Raw genomic sequence first — 16,559 nt, 5'->3', positions numbered from 1 at the left:
GCCGGCAGGCAAGCGTGCTGGCCAGGGTGACGGCGGGGGAGAGGAGCAGCGATGTCCATCGTGGTGACCGGCGGTGGCCGGGGCGTGGGCCGGGCCGTCGCGGAACGGCTGGCGGCCGCCGGCGACACCGTCGTGATGATCGAACACGACGGCGACGCGCTCGACTGGCTGCGCCATTCGGCTACCCCGGAACGGCTGGTGGCGGTGATCGGGGACGCCGGCGCCGAGGAGATCGTCACGCGCGCCGCCGACCTGGCGGAACGCGCCGGCCCGCTGACCGGGTGGGTGAACAACGCGGCGGTGTTCCGGGACGCCTCGGTGCACGCCGCGCCCGCGGCCGAGGTGCTCGACCTGATCGGGCTCAACCTGCGCCCGGCCGTGGTCGGCGCGGCCACCGCGGTCCGCCGGTACCTCGCCGCCGGCACCGCCGGCGCCATCGTCAACGTCTCGTCCCACCAGGCCCGCCGGCCGGTGCGCGGCTGCCTGCCGTACGCGACGGCGAAGGCGGCCGTCGAGGGGCTGACCCGGGCGCTGGCCGTCGAGTACGGCCCGCACGGCATCCGCACCAACGCGGTCGCGCTCGGGTCGATCGCCACCGAACGGCACGCCGCCTTCCTCGCCGAGCGGGAACCGGCCGAGGCGGAGTGGATCGACGCGGAGTTGCGGCGCCTGCACCCGGTCGGGCGGATCGGCCGGGTCGAGGAGGTGGCGGAGGCGGTCGCCTACCTGTTGTCGCCCGCGGCGGGCTTCGTCAACGGGGTGACCCTGCCGGTCGACGGCGGCCGTTCGGTGCTCGGCATCGACCCCGAGGCGCACTGACCAGCGCGGTCGCGGACGCGCCGGGGAGGAAAGCGTGGCCCGGCGGCTCGGCTCGTGTCGATCATGATCACCGCGAAGGACCTGGCCGAGCGTCTGTCAGGACGGCTGGGTGGTGGCCCGAGCGGTGCGGGGGTGACACCGCACCACTGGTTCGACGGGCTCGACCTGGCCGGCCACCTGCGCCTCTGGCCGGCGCACACCGACGCGGCTGCGAGCATTCGCTAGCACACCCGCCGCATGATCAGGGCGCTGTCCACAGGGCAGGTGTGTGTCCACAGCCGGACCGGCGCGAGCGTACGGGGGCGGTCGGAGCGGCCTAGCCTCGCGCCGTGTCGAATGACGAGGACGCGGTGGTGCGCCAGCGCCTGCGGCGCCTGCTGCCCGGCGCGGCGGCCGACGACGCGGAGGGGCCCGATGCGCCTCCTGCCGGGCGGTCCGGCGCCGCGCCGGGGCTCGCGGCAGACCCGCCCGACCTGAGCGCTGCCCCGGGGTCGTTCGGCGGCGAGCCGCCGCTCGCCGGACCGGATCGGGTGGGCGGCCCTTCGCCCGCTGTCCCCGAGGATCTGCTGTCCGGGCTCGGCCACGTGCCGGTCCGGGCCACCCTGTCGCGGCCTGCCGCCCGGTCGGGTCCCGACCCGGAAGCGGTGGGCGGGGCGGGGGCCGGCCCGTCGACGCCCCGCCTGCCCGGCCCCGGGGTCTTCGATCCGGGGCGGCGGGGCGTACGGGCGCTGGCTCTGGTGGCCGTGCTGGTCGTGCTCGGCGCCGGCTTCTGGGCCTGGCGGTCCCGGCCACGGGCCGAGCCGGTCGCCCCGCTGGCGACCGCGGCACCGGCCGGGCCGCTCGGCTCGTCGTCGCTCGACGATCCGGTGGCGTCACCGGCCGGCGAGTTGGTGGTGGCCGTGGCGGGCAAGGTACGCCGGCCCGGGCTGGTCCGGGTGCCGGCCGGTGCCCGGGTCGCCGACGCCGTCGAGGCGGCCGGCGGGGCGCTGCCCGGCGTGGACGTGGCCCTGCTCAACCCGGCCCGCAAGGTCACCGACGGCGAGCTGATAGTGGTCGGCGTCCCGGCGCCGCCGAACGTGGCGGGCGCACCCGGCGCACCGGCCGGGCCGGGGCCCGCAGCGGCGGCACCCGGCGGGCGGGTCAACCTGAACACCGCCACGCTGGCGCAGCTCGACTCGCTGCCCGGCGTCGGGCCGGTGCTCGCCCAACGCATCCTCGACCACCGCGAGCAGCACGGCGGGTTCCGGTCCGTCGGCGACCTGCGCCAGGTGGACGGCATCGGCGACGCCCGGTACGAGCAGCTCAAGGACCTGGTGACGGTGTGAGCACCCGGCACCCGCCCGCTCCCGGCGCCGGCCGAGCCGGCACACCGGCCGCCCCACCCCGTTCGGCCCGGCCCGCAGGCACGGACAGGGCAGCGGATCCGGAGGCGGTGGCGGGCGTGGACGGGGTGATCTCTCCGGCTCGGACGGTGGGTGTCAGCCGGGTGGCGCGGGGCCCGGTGGCGACCGCCGAACAGGTGTCGGGTGAAAACCGGGTGCCGGGCGGGGACGAGGCCGAGGGGCCGGACGGCGCGGCGGGGGACCGGGCCGAGGGGTCGGACGGGTCGGCGGGCGGGGAGCGGGCGGCGGTGCCGGACCTGCGGCTGGCCGGGCTGGCGGTGGCGGCCTGGCTGGCAGCGCTGGCCGGGCTGCACCTCACCGCCGCGCGCACGCTGCTGCTGGCCGCGACGGCGGCCGCGCTGGCCGTCCTCGGCGTGCTGCGTCTGCTGGGCGTCCTCGGCCGGCCGTCGGCGCGCCTGCGGCGGTACGGCTGGATCGCCGTCGCGGTCCTGATCGGGGTGGTCTGCGGCGCCAGCGCGACCGCCGCCCGGCTGGCCGTCCGGGACGCCGGGCCGGTCCGCGCCCTGGTCGACGAGCGGGCCAGCGTCACCGCCGAGCTGGTGGTGCGCGACGATCCCCGGCCGGTCCGCGGCGGCGCCATCGGCCGGCCGGCGATGCTGCTGGTGGCGGCCGAACTGGTCGGCGTCACCGGCCCGGACGGTCGGCGGGTGGTCGCGCCGGTGCGCGTGCTGGTGCTCGCCACCGACCCGGGCTGGCGGGGACTGCTGCCCGGGCAGCGCCTCACCGCCGAGGGGCGGCTGGCCGCCCCGCGTGGCGGCGACCTCACCGCCGCCGTGCTGCGCGCCACCGGTGCGCCCGAGCCGCACGGCCCGGCGCCGACCTCCCAGCGGGCCGCCGGCCAACTCCGGGCCGGTCTGCAACGCGCCTGCGAGCCGCTGCCGGACGAGCAGGGTGGACTGCTGCCCGGCCTGGTGGTCGGGGACACCAGCCGGCTGCCGGCCACGGTGGAGGAGGACTTCCTGGCCACCGGCATGACCCACCTGAACGCCGTCTCAGGGTCCAACGTGGCGATCGTCGTCGGTGCGGTGCTGCTGCTGGCCCGGTGGGCGCGGGCCGGCCCGTGGCTGGCGGCGGGGCTGTGCGCCGTGGCGCTGGTGGGCTTCGTCATCCTGGTCCGTCCGTCGCCGAGCGTGGTGCGGGCCGCCACCATGGGCGCGATCGGGCTGGTCGCGCTGGCCGCCGGCCGACCCCGCGCCGCGCTGCCGGCCCTGGCCGCGGCGGTGACGGTGCTGGTGCTGGTGGACCCGGAGCTGGCCGGCGACCCCGGCTTCGCGCTCTCCGTCCTGGCCACCGGTGGCCTGCTGCTGCTCGCGCCCCGGTGGCGAGACGGGTTGCGTCGTCGGGGCGTACCGGCCGGGCTGGCCGAGGCTCTGGCGGTGCCGGCCGCCGCACAGCTCGCCTGCGCTCCGGTGGTCGCCGGGATCTCCGGCACGGTCAGCCTGGTCGCGGTGCCGGCCAACCTGCTGGCGGTACCGGCGATCGCGCCGGCCACCGTGCTCGGCGTGCTCGCGGCGGCGGTGTCACCGGTCTGGCCGACCGGGGCCGAGTTCGCCGCCTGGCTGGCGAGCTGGCCGGCGTGGTGGCTGGTCACGGTCGCCCGGTACGGGGCGCAACTGCCGGCCGGCACCCTGCCCTGGCCGGGCGGCGTGCCGGGCGCGCTGCTGCTGGCCGGCCTGACCGGCGCGCTGCTGGTGGCCACCCGACGGCCGCTGGTGCGCCGTTTGGTCGCGGTGGTCGGGGTCGCCGTGATGCTCGGCACGCTGCCGGTCCGGCTGGTGGCGGACGGCTGGCCGCCGGCGGGCTGGGTGGTGGCCGCGTGCGCCGTCGGCCAGGGCGACGCGATCGTGCTGCCGGTGAGCGCCGGGCGGGCCGTGGTGGTCGACGCCGGCCCGGAGCCGGCGGCGGTGGACGCCTGCCTGCGCCGGCTCGGCGTACGGGAGGTGCCGCTGCTGGTGATCAGCCACTTCCACGTCGACCACGCCGGTGGCGTGGCCGGGGTGTTCCGGGGACGCCGGGTCGCGGCCGTGCTCGCTCCACCGTGGCCGGAACCGGAACACGGTCGGGACCTGGTCCGGTTGGAGGCGGCGGCACGGGCCGCCGAGCTGCTGACCGTGACGCCCGGCTGGCGCTGGCGGGCGGGTGCGGTCGAGCTGGCCACCCTCGGGTCGGCGCATCCGTTGCGCGGCACCCGTTCCGACCCGAACAACAACTCGATAGTGCTGCGTGCCGTGGTGTCCGGGGTGCGGATCCTGCTCACCGGCGACGCGGAGACCGAGCAGCAGCGGGCGCTGCTGGCCGACGTACCGGCGGGGGAGCTGCGGGCGGAGGTGCTGAAGGTGCCGCATCACGGCTCGGCCTATCAGGACCCGGCGTTCCTCGACGCGGTCCGTCCGGCGGTCGCCCTGGTGCCGGTCGGCACCGGCAACACCTACGGGCACCCGAATCCGGCGCTGCTGGCCCGGCTGGCCCGGGGCGGGGCACGGGTGCTGCGTACCGACACCGACGGCGACCTGGCGGCGGTGGTCGGGCGCTCCGGCCTGGCGGTGGTGACCCGGGGCGTCGACCCGGGGCGCCAGCGTTGACGGATCGACGGCGATTCCAGCGATTAGCGATGAATCAACATAGATGTCTGGATTTGCGCTGAGTGCGGGCTCCGCGAGCGGAGTACCGATGACCAGGCTGGATCCGGCAGCGTGCCGTGCGAATATGGGCGGCGTGACCGCCGCCAGCCTCGCTCCCATTCTGCTCGTCCTCGGCGACGAAGAGCTGCTCGCCACGCGGGCGGTGTCCGAAGCCGTCGCCCGGGCCCGCAGTGTGGACCCCGACGTGGACGTCCGGGAGTACCAGGCCGGCTCGCTGACCGTCGGCGAGATCGCCGAGATGCTCAGCCCGTCCCTGTTCGGCGGCCGGCGGGTGCTGGTCCTCCGGTCCGGTCAGGACGCCCGCAAGGACCTGGTCACCGCCCTGCTGGCGTACGCGAAGAATCCCGACCCGGAGGTGCAGCTCGTCGTGCTGCACCTCGGCGGCGCCAAGGGCAAGGCGTTCGCCGACGGGCTCAAGGCGGCCGGCGCCACTGTCGTGCCGGCGGCCAAGCTCAAGGGCCACCGGGACCGGGTGGCCTTCGTCCGCGACGAGATCCGCCGGGCCGGCGGCAAGTGCACCGAGGACGCCGCCGAGGCGCTCATCGCGGCGGTCGGCAACGACCTGCGCGAGCTGGCCGCCGCCTGCTCCCAGCTGATGGCCGACACCGACGGCCGGATCGGCGCCGACACCGTGGCGCGCTACTACCGGGGCCGGGTCGAGGTGACCGGCTTCACCGTCGCCGACGCCGCCATGGTGGGCGACCTGCCCGGGGCGCTGGAGGCGTTGCGCTGGGCGCTGCACGTGGGGGTCGACCCGGTGCCGATCGCCGACGCGATCGCCGACGGCGTGCGCACCGTGGCCCGGGTCGCGGCGGCCGGGCGGGGCGACCCCTACCAGTTGGCGAGCACCCTCGGCATGCCGGCGTGGAAGATCCGCTCCGCCCAGCAGCGCGCCCGCGGCTGGACGCCGGAAGGGCTGGTACAGGCCATGCAGGCCGCCGCCGAGTGCAACGCCGCCGTCAAGGGCGGCGCGGACGACCGGGCGTACGCCCTGGAGCGGGCGCTCTTCTCGGTCGCGGCCGCCCGGCAGGGTGGCGCCCGGTGAGCGGAGCGGGCCACGGCTCGTGGGCGACGATCCCGGCCGACGAGGAGCGGTACCGGCCGCTCTACGCCCGGATCCTCGGCCTGCGCTTCGTCAATCCCGGCGGGGTGCTCTGCTTCCTCTTCTTCGAGGGCGTCGTCGCGCTCGCCGCGCTGCTCGCCCTCGCCGAGCTGGTGACCTGGTGGGCGGTGCTGGTCCTGCCGGCCGCGGTGGCGGTGATGGTGAAGCTCAACGACATGGTGGCCGCGCTGGTGGTCCGGTCCGCGGCGGCCGTGCCCGAGCAGGAGCGGGAGCGGTTCCGGCGGCAGATGGAGCCGGTCGTCGGCCGGGCCCAGGTCGAGTGGATCACGCACAGCGTGCCGGGGGTGGTCATCACGTCCGAGCCGGTGCGCAGGCCCGCTCGGAACAAGTCGGGCGGCGGGGACCGGCCGACCGGCGTCGCCCCGGCGACCGGGGCGGGCGGATCGGACCCGCCGGGCGGTCCCGGCTCGGTGCGCCGGGCGTCGAGCCCACCCGAGATCGCTCCCGGCGTGCGCCGGGCGTCGAGCCCACCCGAGATCGCTCCCGGCGTGCGCCGGGCGTCGAGCCCACCGGAGACCGCTCCCGGCGCGCGCCGGGCGTCGAGCCCACCGGAGATCGCTCCCGGCGTGCGCCGGGCGTCGAGCTCACCCGAGATCGGCCCCGGCGGGCGCGGGCCGTCGAGCCCACCGGAGACCGGCCCCGGCTCGACCACCGGCCGCCCGACTCCGCTGACCTGAACCGCCAGCGGCGGCAGCCCGTCACCTAACTGGGTGCGTCTGTGGTCGTGGGAACGACAACAGGTGCACCCGCAGGCGCCACGCCCCGGCCGACGGTAGCTGTGGCCCGCACCGAACGCCGGTGGCCGCGCCGCCATCTGGCAGCAGTGGCGGTAGCCGTCACTCGGGCAGCAGTGGCGGTAGCCGTCACTCGGGCAGCAGTGGCGGTAGCCGTCAGTCGGGCACAGTGACGCGGCCGCACCCGGGCGCCGGACCGGCGGCGGGGGAAGTGCCCGCGCACACACAGACGGAAGCCCCGGGCACCGCCCCGGGGCTTCCGGTCAGGTCTGGGTCCGCCGGATCAGGCGGAGAGCGACACCACGCGCTTGGCGATCGCGGACTTGCGGTTCGCGGCCTGGTTGGCGTGGATCACGCCCTTGCTGGCGGCCTTGTCCAGCTTGCGAGCAGCGTCGCGCATGAGGACGGTGGCCTTCTCCGCGTCGCCGGCCTCGGCGGCCTCGTGGAACTTGCGGATGGCGGTCTTCAGCGACGACTTGACCGACTTGTTACGCAGCCGGCGCTTCTCGTTCTGCCGGTTGCGCTTGATCTGGGACTTGATGTTCGCCACGCGACAGCCTCGTCTTGATAGCTCGGGTTGGTCTGCTTGTGCGCCCGACGAGCATGCGTCATCGCTGCGCGAAGAGCCAGGTTACCAGGTCGCCCGGGACGAGCCAAAACGGCCGGCTCCGCGATGCCCGGATCGGGCGCCGGGCGAGGACCGACCGCCCCATCCTGCCCCTGCCACGCCGGGGTCGACCAACGCCAGCCCGCGGCGGCTCGCAGGGACGCCGGCTCGGGTCGTCCCGCGGGACGCCGGGCTCAGGGGACCGGCGCGGAAGCCGGCTCGTGGCCGATCCGCGCGGGGACGCCGGGGCGGAGCGGCGCAGTCAGCGGGGTCACGCCCAGCCCTGGCGGCGGGCGAGCCAGTCGAGTGCCTGCTCACCGCTCCAGCGCTGGTGCGTCCGCAGGTGCACCGAGGCGGTCGGCGGGGCCGAGGCGGCGGTGGTGAGGAAGTAGCCGGCGAGCGCCGCCAGGGTGACGTCCAGCACGTCCGGGGGAGCACCGGCGGCGGCCGGGTGGGCGGCGAAGAGGGCGTCCGCGTCCAGTCCGCTGGCGTACCCGGTGATCAGCAGGCTGGCCAGGTCGAACCAGGGCGGGCCGTGGCAGAGCCAGGTCCAGTCGCAGAACCAGGCCCGGCCGGCGGCGTCGAGGAGCACGTTGTCCAGCCGCAGGTCGCCGTGGATCAGCCCGGGGGCGCCGGCGGCGTACCCGGGCAGGCGGGACTCCAGGGCGACCAGGTCGGGCAGCCGGTCCCGGACCGGGCCGGGCAGGGGCGGCGGTGGCTCGCGGCCGGCGGCCACCTCACCCCACCAGAGGATGTCCTCCCGGGCCAGGTCGGCGAGCTGGGGAAGCCCCAGGGCGACCAGTTCGGCCGGCGGATCGGCCAGCGCGGCGGCGAGCCGGGCGTACCCGGCCAGGGTGGCCGCCAGCTCGGCCGGGTGCCAGGGCAGCGCGGGCGTACGGCCGTCGATCGCCTCCTGGCCGACCGCGAACCAGCCCGCCGCGCGCAGCGTCCAGCGGGGGCGGGGCGCCGGCAGGCCGGCGGGCAGCCGGTCGAGGATCGCCGCCTCCCGGGCGTACCAGTCGACCAGGTGCGGTTGCCCGGCGGCCGGCGCGGCCTTGACGAAGACCCGGCCCCCGTCGGCGGTGCTGAGCACACCGGCGAACCCGCGGGTGAAGCCGGCCCCGGCGACCCGGACCGCGACCACCGGGGCGCCGAGCCGGTCGGCCAGCGCCGCGCGCAGCCCGGCCGGCAGGTCGGCCCAGTCCGGCCGCAGCGCCGTCGCGTCGTACGGCACCGGGGGCAGCGACGGCGGGGGCACGCCTCCATGCTGCCGGCTGTCGTACCGCCCCGCGATACTGCGCCGGTGATCGCCACCGACGACTTCTGGGCGCTGATCGAGGCGTCCGCCGCCGCCACCGCCGACCCGGACGCTCGCCTCGACTGGCTCACCGACCGCCTGGCCGAGCGGCCCACCGACGACCTGGTCGACTTCGCGCTCCGGCTCGACGAGGCCCGCGCCCGGGCCGACACCTGGTCGCTGTGGGGCGCCGCGCTGCGCGTCTGCGGCGGGCTCTGCTCCGACGACGGCTTCCACTACTTCCAGGCCTGGCTGGTGGGGCTGGGCCGGGCGACGTTCGAGCGGGTGGTCGCCGACCCGGACGCGCTCGCCGACGTGCCGCAGGTCCGCCGGCTGGCCGGCCGGTCGAACCGGGACTGGGCCGATCACGAGTGGCCCGACTGGGAGTCGCTCGACTACGTGGCCGAGCGGGCGTACGAGCGGATCACCGGCGACGAGGACGGCCTGGCGGGGGCGCTGGCGGCGCGCGGGCGGGACGTGAGCATGTCGCCCGATCCGCAGGACGAGGAGTGGGCGCTGGAGGATCCGGTCGAGTTCGCCCGGCGCTTTCCCCGGCTCGACGCGCTCTTCCCGCTGCCCGACCGGCGGCCGTGGTCGGTCTGGGAGACTGCCAGGCCATGAGGACCGACGACTTCTGGCAGTTGATCGACCGGGCCCGCGCCGGCGGCGGGGGCGAGCCGGGCGCGGTCGCCGCGCGGGCGGCGGCGCTGCTGGCCGAGCGCGACCCGGCCGACATCGTCGGCTACGCGCGCCACCAGCAGCGGGTGCTCGCCGCTTCCTACCGGGTGGACCTCTGGGGCGCGGCCTACCTGATCAACGGGGGCGCCTCGGACGACGGCTTCGAGTACTTCCGGGGCTGGCTGATGACCCAGGGCCGGGAGGTCTTCGCCCGGGCCGTGGCCGACCCGGACTCGCTGGCCGAGCTGCCGCAGGTGCGGGCCGCCTCGCTCAGCGGCGAGGAGTTCGAGTGCGAGGAGATGCTCTCGGTGCCCTGGGACGCGTACCGCAAGGCGACCGCGACCGACCTGCCGGCGGACCGTGACCCGGTCCCGGTGCCGGACCTCAACGACTTCTGGGACTTCGACGACGAGGAGGAGGCCCGCCGGCGGCTGCCGAAGCTCGCCGCGCTCTTCGTCGAGCCGCCCGCCGAGTAAGGGCGAGCCGCCCGCCGAGTCAAGGCGAGCCGCCCGCCGGGTGAGGCCGGCGCGGGCACGCCCGACGCCCCCCGCCCGGCGGCCGGCGGCACGAGGTCGCCGGCCGGGGATCGCCCGCGCAGCGGGAGCGCGCCGGCGACGTGGGAGCATAGAGGGGGCCGGCGTCGCGCCGGCCTGCTCAACGTCAGCCGACCAGAACGGACAGCTGTGCCTCCGACGCTCGATTCCGGCGCGAACGCTCCTGGTGCCACCGACCCGGCACGGATCAGGAACTTCTGCATCATCGCCCACATCGACCACGGGAAGTCGACCCTGGCCGACCGGATGTTGCAGCTCACCGGCGTGGTCGACCCCCGGCAGATGCGTGCCCAGTACCTCGACCGGATGGACATCGAGCGCGAGCGCGGCATCACCATCAAGAGCCAGGCCGTCCGGATGCCGTGGACCATCCGGGAGGGCGAGCGGGCCGGCGAGCAGGCCGTGCTCAACATGATCGACACCCCGGGCCACGTCGACTTCACCTACGAGGTGTCCCGCTCGCTGGCCGCCTGCGAGGGCGCCATCCTGCTGGTCGACGCCGCCCAGGGCATCGAGGCGCAGACGCTGGCCAACCTCTACCTGGCGCTCGAGAACGACCTGCACATCATCCCGGTGCTCAACAAGATCGACCTGCCGGCCGCCCAGCCGGAGAAGTACGCCGAGGAGTTGGCCCACCTGATCGGCGGCGACCCGGCCGACTGCATCAGGGTCTCCGGCAAGACCGGCGAGGGCGTGCCGCACCTGCTCGACGAGATCGTCCGGCAGTTCCAGCCGCCGGTCGGCGACGCCGACGCGCCGGCCCGGGCGATGATCTTCGACTCGGTGTACGACGTGTACCGGGGCGTGGTCACCTACGTCCGGGTGATCGACGGGCACATCAACGCCCGGGACCGGATCAAGATGATGTCCACCGGCGCGGCGCACGAGCTGCTGGAGATCGGGGTCATCTCGCCGGAGATGCAGAAGGCCGACGCGCTCGGCGTCGGCGAGGTGGGCTACCTGATCACCGGCGTGAAGGACGTCCGGCAGTCCCGGGTCGGTGACACGGTCACCATCAACTCCCGGCCGGCCACCGAGGCGCTCGGCGGCTACAAGGACCCGAAGCCGATGGTCTACTCCGGCCTCTACCCGATCGACGGCTCGGACTACCCGAACCTGCGGGACGCGCTCGACAAGCTCAAGCTCAACGACGCCGCGCTCACCTACGAGCCGGAGACCTCCGGTGCGCTCGGCTTCGGCTTCCGCTGCGGCTTCCTCGGCCTGCTGCACCTGGAGATCATCCGGGAGCGGCTCGAGCGCGAGTTCAACCTCGACCTGATCTCCACCGCGCCGAACGTGGTCTACCGGGCCGTCCAGGAGGACGGCCAGGAGGTGGTGGTCACCAACCCGAGCGAGTACCCGACCGGCAAGATCGCCGAGGTGTTCGAGCCGACCGTGCGGGCGACCGTGCTCACCCCGAACGACTACGTCGGCGCGGTGATGGAGCTCTGCCAGGGTCGCCGGGGCAACCTGCTCGGCATGGACTACCTCTCCGCCGACCGGGTGGAGCTGCGCTACACCCTGCCGCTGGCCGAGATCATCTTCGACTTCTTCGACCAGCTCAAGAGCCGCACCAAGGGGTACGCCTCGCTGGACTACGAGCCCTCCGGCGAGCAGTCGTCCGACCTGGTGAAGGTGGACATCCTGCTGCACGGCGAGCCGGTGGACGCGTTCAGCGCGATCGTGCACAAGGACAAGGCGTACAACTACGGCACCTCCATCGCCGCGAAGCTGCGCAACCTGATCCCGCGCCAGCAGTTCGAGGTGCCGATCCAGGCGGCGATCGGCAGCCGGGTGATCGCCCGGGAGACCATCCGGGCGATCCGCAAGGACGTGCTCGCCAAGTGCTACGGCGGTGACATCAGCCGTAAGCGCAAGCTGCTGGAGAAGCAGAAGGAAGGCAAGAAGCGGATGAAGATGGTGGGCCGGGTGGAGGTCCCCCAGGAGGCCTTCATCGCCGCGCTCTCCTCCGACTCCGGGGACGGCAAGGCTCCCGGCAAGAAGTGAGGCCGCCGCCGGTCCGACCGGCGGCAGACGTACGACGGCCGGCGCCCCGGTCGGGCCCGGACCCCACGGTCCGGGGCCATCCGGGGCGCCGGCCGTCGTCGTGTCGAGCCGCCGCCGCGGTGGGTGGTCGGGATGCCCCGGCGGGCGGTCGACGGGGGCTCTTGCCGGTCCGGCGGCGGTCGGCGAAGGAATTTTCCGGTGCCCGGCATCGGCCGCCGTCGCCGTCAGAAGGGTGGCCGCGACCTGCGCAAACGCCGGCCGAAGCGGAATCGGAGCCGGCCCGGGCATCGACCGCGGACGAGATCGACGGCGGCCGGACCGGTTTGGCTTTCCGACCGGTCGGGAACTTAGCGGTCACGACAGGAAGCACACACCGTGTGACAGACATTCTGCTGAAGGAGGGCGACCGTGGAGCTCACCGTTTGGGGCATCATCACCGCGCTCGTTGTCGGTCTCATCGTCGGCGCTCTGGGCCGCCTGGCCGTGCCGGGCCGCCAGAACATGCCGATGTGGCTGCACATGCTGATCGGCGTGGGCGCCGCGCTGCTCGGCACGGTGCTCGCCCGGGCCATGGGCATCGCCACCGAGACCGCCGGCATCGACTGGGGCGAGCTGCTCGTCCAGGTCGTACTGGCCGCCATCGCCGTGGCCCTGGTGGCCGGCGTGGGCCGACGCCGCAGCGTCACCCACCGGTAATCCCGTAACAGCTTGAACCGCGAACGGGCGCCCGACCAGCAGGTCGGGCGCCCGTCCGCGTCCCGGTCGCCGGGCCGGGCGCGAGGGCACGGGCGGCCGTACCGCCGGGTCGCCGGCCGTGCACCGGGTGCGGCGGCGCCGCGCGCCGGCTCTCCGGTGGTACGTCCCGTTCTGGTGCCGCTCGCGGCGCCCTGCCCTCGAAGGTCGGTTTGGTTTTCCGGGGCATCGGGCAATCAGGGGGCGCGACACGAACACCACCCATCGTCAGAGACACCCATTGAAGGAGGGCGACCGTGGAGCTGACCGTCTGGGGCATCATCACTGCGCTCATCGTTGGTCTGATCGTCGGCGCTCTGGGCCGGCTGGCCGTGCCGGGCCGCCAGAACATGCCGATCTGGCTGCACATGCTGATCGGCGTCGGCGCCGCACTGCTCGGCACGGTGATCGCCCGTGCCTCGGGCTTCGCCGACACCGCCGGTATCGACTGGCGTGAGCTGCTGCTGCAGGTCCTGCTGGCCGCGGTCGCCGTGGCCCTGGTGGCCGGGGTGGGCCGGCGCCGCGGCGTCACCCACCGGTAAATCCGCACAGCCTGAACACGACGGGCGCCCGACCGGCAGGTCGGGCGCCCGTTCGTCTGCGTACGCCCTGATTCGCCCCGTTGCCCGGCTGTCCCCGGAGCCGGGCCTGCGATACGGTCGCCTCGCTTCCGCCGAGCGTCCACTGTCGTAAAGGAATTTTTCCTACTAAGGTGCGGCGGAGAAGGTTAATGCCAGAACGGCGCGAGGGAGATATGGCGTGAACAGGTGGAAGCGGCTGGCTCCGGTCACCGCCGTCGTGGCCTCGGCCGCGATGGTGCTGTCCGGCTGCGGCGGCTCGGACGACGACGCGGCGGCCGACAACAGCAAACTGACGGTCTGGATGATGGGCGAGGGCAGCGAGGCGCAGACCAAGTTCCTCGACGGCGTCGAGACCGAGTTCCGGCAGAAGCACCCGGACACCGACGTCGTGGTCCAGTACGTCCCCTGGCTGGAGGCGCCGAAGAAGTTCCAGGCGGCGCTCGCCGGCGGTGAGGGCCCGGACGTCACCGAACTCGGCAACACCGAGACCCAGGGCTGGGCCGCCCAGGAGGCGCTGGCCGACCTGACGGGCAAGTTCGGCGGCTGGGCCGAGGGCAAGGACATCCTCCCCGACCTGGTGCAGAACGCCCAGCTCGACGGCAAGCAGTACGGCGTGCCGTGGTACGCGGGCGTGCGCGGCATCTACTACCGCACCGACTGGTTCGCCGAGGCCGGCGTGCAGGTGCCGAAGACCTGGGACGACCTGGTCGCCGCGGCCAAGGCCGTGCAGGCGAAGAAGCCGGGCACCTACGGCATCGCCCTGCCCGGCAACTCCGAGCTGCCGTTCTACTCGTTCCTCTGGGGCGCGGGCGCGGAGATCGCCACCAAGCAGGGTGACTCCTGGAAGTCCGGCTACAACACGCCGGAGGCCCAGAAGGCTGTCAAGTTCTGGACCGACCTGGTGACCGTGCACAAGGTCGCCCCGCCGGCCGCGGCCGGCTGGAACGAGATCGACGCGCGGACCCAGTTCGCCACCGGCAAGGCGGCCATGGCGTTCGGCGGCAGCTGGCAGCAGGGCGCGATCAAGAAGGACAACCCGGAGATCGAGAAGGTCTGGGGGACGTTCCCGATCCCCGGCCCCGACGGCCAGCCCGCGCCGGCCTTCGCCGGCGGCTCGGACATCGCCGTCTGGAAGGACAGCGAGCGGCAGGACCTGGCCTGGGACTACCTGACCGTGCTGCTGAGCAAGAAGAACGACGCGGCGTTCGCCGAGAGCCTGGGCTTCTTCCCGGTCTACCAGGACCTGGTCGGTGGGGACAAGTACACCAGCGACAAGATCATGGCGCCGTTCGCCACCGCTATGCAGAACACCAAGCTCACGCCGCTCACCCCGAAGTGGGTGGAGGTCAGCCGGACCAAGACGGTGACCCAGGCGATGAACAGCTCGGTCATCAAGGGTCAGAAGACGGTCGAGAAGGCCACCGCCGACGCGGCCGCGGAGATGGAAAGCATCCTCAACGCCAAGTGACCACGCTGACCGAGGTGCCGGAGACGTCCGCCGCGCGGGAGACCCCCGCGCGGCGGCGTCGCCGGGTGGACCGCCTCCCGTACCTGCTGCTCCTGCCCTGCCTGGTGATCATCGCCGTGCTGCTGCTCTGGCCGCTCGGCCAGGTGGTGGCGATGTCCTTCTTCCGGCTCAACAACGTCCGCCAGTTGCGCGGCGACCGGGAGTGGCCGTGGGTGGGCTTCGAGAACTACGCCGAGATCATCGGCGATCCGTTCTTCCTCACCGTCCTGCGCAACACGGTGCTCTTCGCGGTCGCCAACGTGGTGCTGACGATGATCCTTGGCACCCTGGTCGGGCTGCTGCTCAACCGGCTGGGCCGCAAGATGGCCGCGTTCGTGGCCAGTTGCGTGATGCTGGCCTGGGCCACCCCGGCGCTGACCGGCACGATCGTCTGGAAGTGGATCTTCGACGACACCAGCGGCCTGGTCACCTGGCTCTTCAACGCCCTGCCCGACGGGCTCTCCACCAGCCTGTTCGGCCGCAGCGACTGGACCGGCTACGGCTGGTTCAACTCGCCGCTGCTGTTCTTCTCGATCCTGACCCTGGTGGTGGTCTGGCACTCGTTCCCGTTCATCGCGGTGAGCGTGCTGGCCGGGCTGAAGAGCGTACCGAGTGAGCTGCACGAGGCGGCCCGGGTGGACGGGGCCGGCCCCTGGAAGGTGTTCTGGCGGATCACCTTCCCGCTGCTGCGGCCGGTCTTCGGGATCCTGATCGTGCTCTCGACGATCTGGGACTTCAAGGTCTTCACCCAGCAGTTCGTGCTCGCCGGCGGCACCCAGGACCGGCCGACGTTCATGCTCTCCATCTACTCGTACGCCGAGGCGTTCTCGCCGCCGCCGAAGTACGGTCTGGGCGCGGCGATCGCGGTGATCCTCACCCTGATCCTGCTCGTGGTGACCGGCTTCTACGTCCGCATGGTGCTCAAGCAGGAGGAGGACGCGTGACGCGACGCGGGCGCAGCGCAGGCGTGAAGCGGATCGCCCTCAACGGCGCGGGTCTGCTGGTGGCGCTCTTCGCGGCCTTCCCGGTCTACTGGATGATCGCCACCTCGCTGAAGCCGAGTTCGGAGATCTTCTCCAGCACGCCCCGGCCGGTGCCGAGCGAGCCCACCCTGGCGCACTACCGGGAGATCCTCACCGGCAACCTGATCCCCGGCGTGACCTTCGCCGACTTCTTCCTCAACAGCGCGCTGGTAGCGGTCTCCACCGTGCTGCTCAGCGGCCTGGTCGCGCTGCTCGCCGCCACCGCGGTGGCCCGGTTCCGGTTCAAGCTGCGGACCAGCTTCCTGATCATGCTGCTGGTGGTGCAGATGATCCCGCTGGAGGCGCTGGTCATCCCGCTGTTCCTGATGATCCAGCGGCTCGGGCTCTACAACACGCTGCCCAGCCTGATCCTCACCTACCTGGGCTTCTCGCTGCCGTTCGCGGTCTGGATGCTGCGCGGGTTCGTCGCCGCGGTGCCCAAGGAACTGGAGGAGGCCGCCGCGATCGACGGGGCCAGCCGGGCGCAGATCTTCCGGAAGGTCCTCTTCCCGCTGGTGGCACCCGGGCTGGTGGCGACCAGCATCTTCTCGTTCATCACCGCCTGGAACGAGCTGATCTTCGCGTTGACCTTCATCAACGACCAGGACCGCTACACCCTGCCGGTGGCGATGACCTTCTTCTTCGGCCGCGACGACACCGCGTGGGGCCCGGTGATGGCCGCTTCCACGCTGTTCACCCTGCCCGTGATCATCTTCTTCCTGCTGGTGCAGCGCCGGATGGTCTCCGGCCTGGTCGCCGGCGCCGTGAAGGGCTGAGCGTCGGGGCGGCGCAGCCCCGGCGTGCGGCCGGAGTGGATCTCGGAAGAGGGTGCCGGGGCGGGCCCGACTAGGCT

15 protein-coding genes and 1 pseudogene are annotated in these 16,559 nt (G+C 73.9%); 14 read left to right on the top strand and 2 right to left on the bottom strand.

Going from position 1 to position 16,559, the window contains the following annotated elements:
* Positions 1–51 precede the first annotated feature (51 nt).
* From Q3W71_RS09930 to Q3W71_RS09905, 6 genes and pseudogenes are all read left to right on the top strand, one after another.
* A complete protein-coding gene (locus Q3W71_RS09930) occupies positions 52–819 on the top strand; it encodes an SDR family NAD(P)-dependent oxidoreductase (protein WP_302919022.1) in 768 nt (255 codons plus the stop codon).
* A 54-nt stretch (positions 820–873) separates the two neighbouring features.
* Positions 874–1,044: a hypothetical protein gene (locus Q3W71_RS09925; RefSeq protein WP_302919021.1), complete on the top strand. Its 171-nt coding sequence runs from the start codon at positions 874–876 to the stop codon at positions 1,042–1,044.
* Positions 1,045–1,349: 305 nt separating this feature from the next.
* Positions 1,350–2,144: a ComEA family DNA-binding protein gene (locus Q3W71_RS09920; protein ID WP_302919651.1), complete on the top strand. Its 795-nt coding sequence runs from the start codon at positions 1,350–1,352 to the stop codon at positions 2,142–2,144.
* 305 nt (positions 2,145–2,449) lie between these two features.
* The gene (locus Q3W71_RS09915) at positions 2,450–4,804 is read left to right on the top strand and encodes a ComEC/Rec2 family competence protein (RefSeq protein ID WP_302919650.1); all 2,355 of its coding nucleotides are present in this window, start codon (positions 2,450–2,452) and stop codon (positions 4,802–4,804) included.
* Positions 4,805–4,928: 124 nt separating this feature from the next.
* Positions 4,929–5,909, top strand: coding sequence for a DNA polymerase III subunit delta (gene holA, locus Q3W71_RS09910; RefSeq protein ID WP_302919020.1), 981 nt, complete (start codon positions 4,929–4,931; stop codon positions 5,907–5,909).
* Positions 5,906–6,292, top strand: a pseudogene (locus Q3W71_RS09905) (hypothetical protein); the annotation flags it as partial. The gene holA and the pseudogene Q3W71_RS09905, both read left to right, overlap by 4 nt.
* 712 nt (positions 6,293–7,004) lie before the next feature.
* Here Q3W71_RS09905 and rpsT read toward each other — a convergent pair.
* Entirely contained in the window at positions 7,005–7,271 is a 267-nt protein-coding gene (gene rpsT, locus Q3W71_RS09900) for a 30S ribosomal protein S20 (protein WP_302919019.1), read from the bottom strand.
* A 328-nt stretch (positions 7,272–7,599) separates the two neighbouring features.
* A complete protein-coding gene (locus Q3W71_RS09895) occupies positions 7,600–8,571 on the bottom strand; it encodes a phosphotransferase family protein (RefSeq protein ID WP_368050613.1) in 972 nt (323 codons plus the stop codon).
* A gap of 60 nt (positions 8,572–8,631) precedes the next feature.
* Between Q3W71_RS09895 and Q3W71_RS09890 the strand changes: the two genes are divergently transcribed.
* From Q3W71_RS09890 to Q3W71_RS09855, 8 genes are all read left to right on the top strand, one after another.
* Positions 8,632–9,246 carry a DUF4240 domain-containing protein gene (locus Q3W71_RS09890; protein WP_302919017.1) on the top strand — a complete coding sequence of 205 codons (615 nt, stop codon included), beginning with the start codon at positions 8,632–8,634 and terminating at the stop codon, positions 9,244–9,246.
* Positions 9,243–9,779, top strand: coding sequence for a DUF4240 domain-containing protein (locus tag Q3W71_RS09885; protein ID WP_302919016.1), 537 nt, complete (start codon positions 9,243–9,245; stop codon positions 9,777–9,779). Before Q3W71_RS09890 ends, Q3W71_RS09885 begins: the two co-directional genes overlap by 4 nt.
* Positions 9,780–9,986: 207 nt before the next feature.
* On the top strand, positions 9,987–11,864 hold the full coding sequence (gene lepA / locus Q3W71_RS09880) for a translation elongation factor 4 (RefSeq protein ID WP_302919015.1): 1,878 nt from the start codon (positions 9,987–9,989) through the stop codon (positions 11,862–11,864).
* A 408-nt stretch (positions 11,865–12,272) separates the two neighbouring features.
* On the top strand, positions 12,273–12,560 hold the full coding sequence (locus Q3W71_RS09875) for a GlsB/YeaQ/YmgE family stress response membrane protein (RefSeq protein WP_088992413.1): 288 nt from the start codon (positions 12,273–12,275) through the stop codon (positions 12,558–12,560).
* 293 nt (positions 12,561–12,853) lie between these two features.
* On the top strand, positions 12,854–13,138 hold the full coding sequence (locus Q3W71_RS09870; RefSeq protein WP_302919014.1) for a GlsB/YeaQ/YmgE family stress response membrane protein: 285 nt from the start codon (positions 12,854–12,856) through the stop codon (positions 13,136–13,138).
* Between the two features lie 217 nt (positions 13,139–13,355).
* Positions 13,356–14,645, top strand: a complete 1,290-nt coding sequence (locus tag Q3W71_RS09865; RefSeq protein ID WP_302919013.1) for a sugar ABC transporter substrate-binding protein — start codon at positions 13,356–13,358, stop codon at positions 14,643–14,645.
* Positions 14,642–15,628, top strand: coding sequence for a carbohydrate ABC transporter permease (locus Q3W71_RS09860; protein WP_302919012.1), 987 nt, complete (start codon positions 14,642–14,644; stop codon positions 15,626–15,628). The genes Q3W71_RS09865 and Q3W71_RS09860 overlap by 4 nt, the downstream gene beginning before the upstream one ends.
* Positions 15,629–15,651: 23 nt before the next feature.
* Positions 15,652–16,482: a carbohydrate ABC transporter permease gene (locus tag Q3W71_RS09855; RefSeq protein WP_302919649.1), complete on the top strand. Its 831-nt coding sequence runs from the start codon at positions 15,652–15,654 to the stop codon at positions 16,480–16,482.
* The last annotated feature ends 77 nt before the right edge of the window (positions 16,483–16,559 follow it).

Source organism: Micromonospora sp. C28SCA-DRY-2, from assembly GCF_030519475.1.
In the GTDB taxonomy this organism is placed as follows: Bacteria; Actinomycetota; Actinomycetes; order Mycobacteriales; family Micromonosporaceae; genus Micromonospora.
The sequence above is the reverse complement of the archived record's forward strand: the minus strand, read 5'-3'. Positions and strand labels throughout refer to the sequence as shown.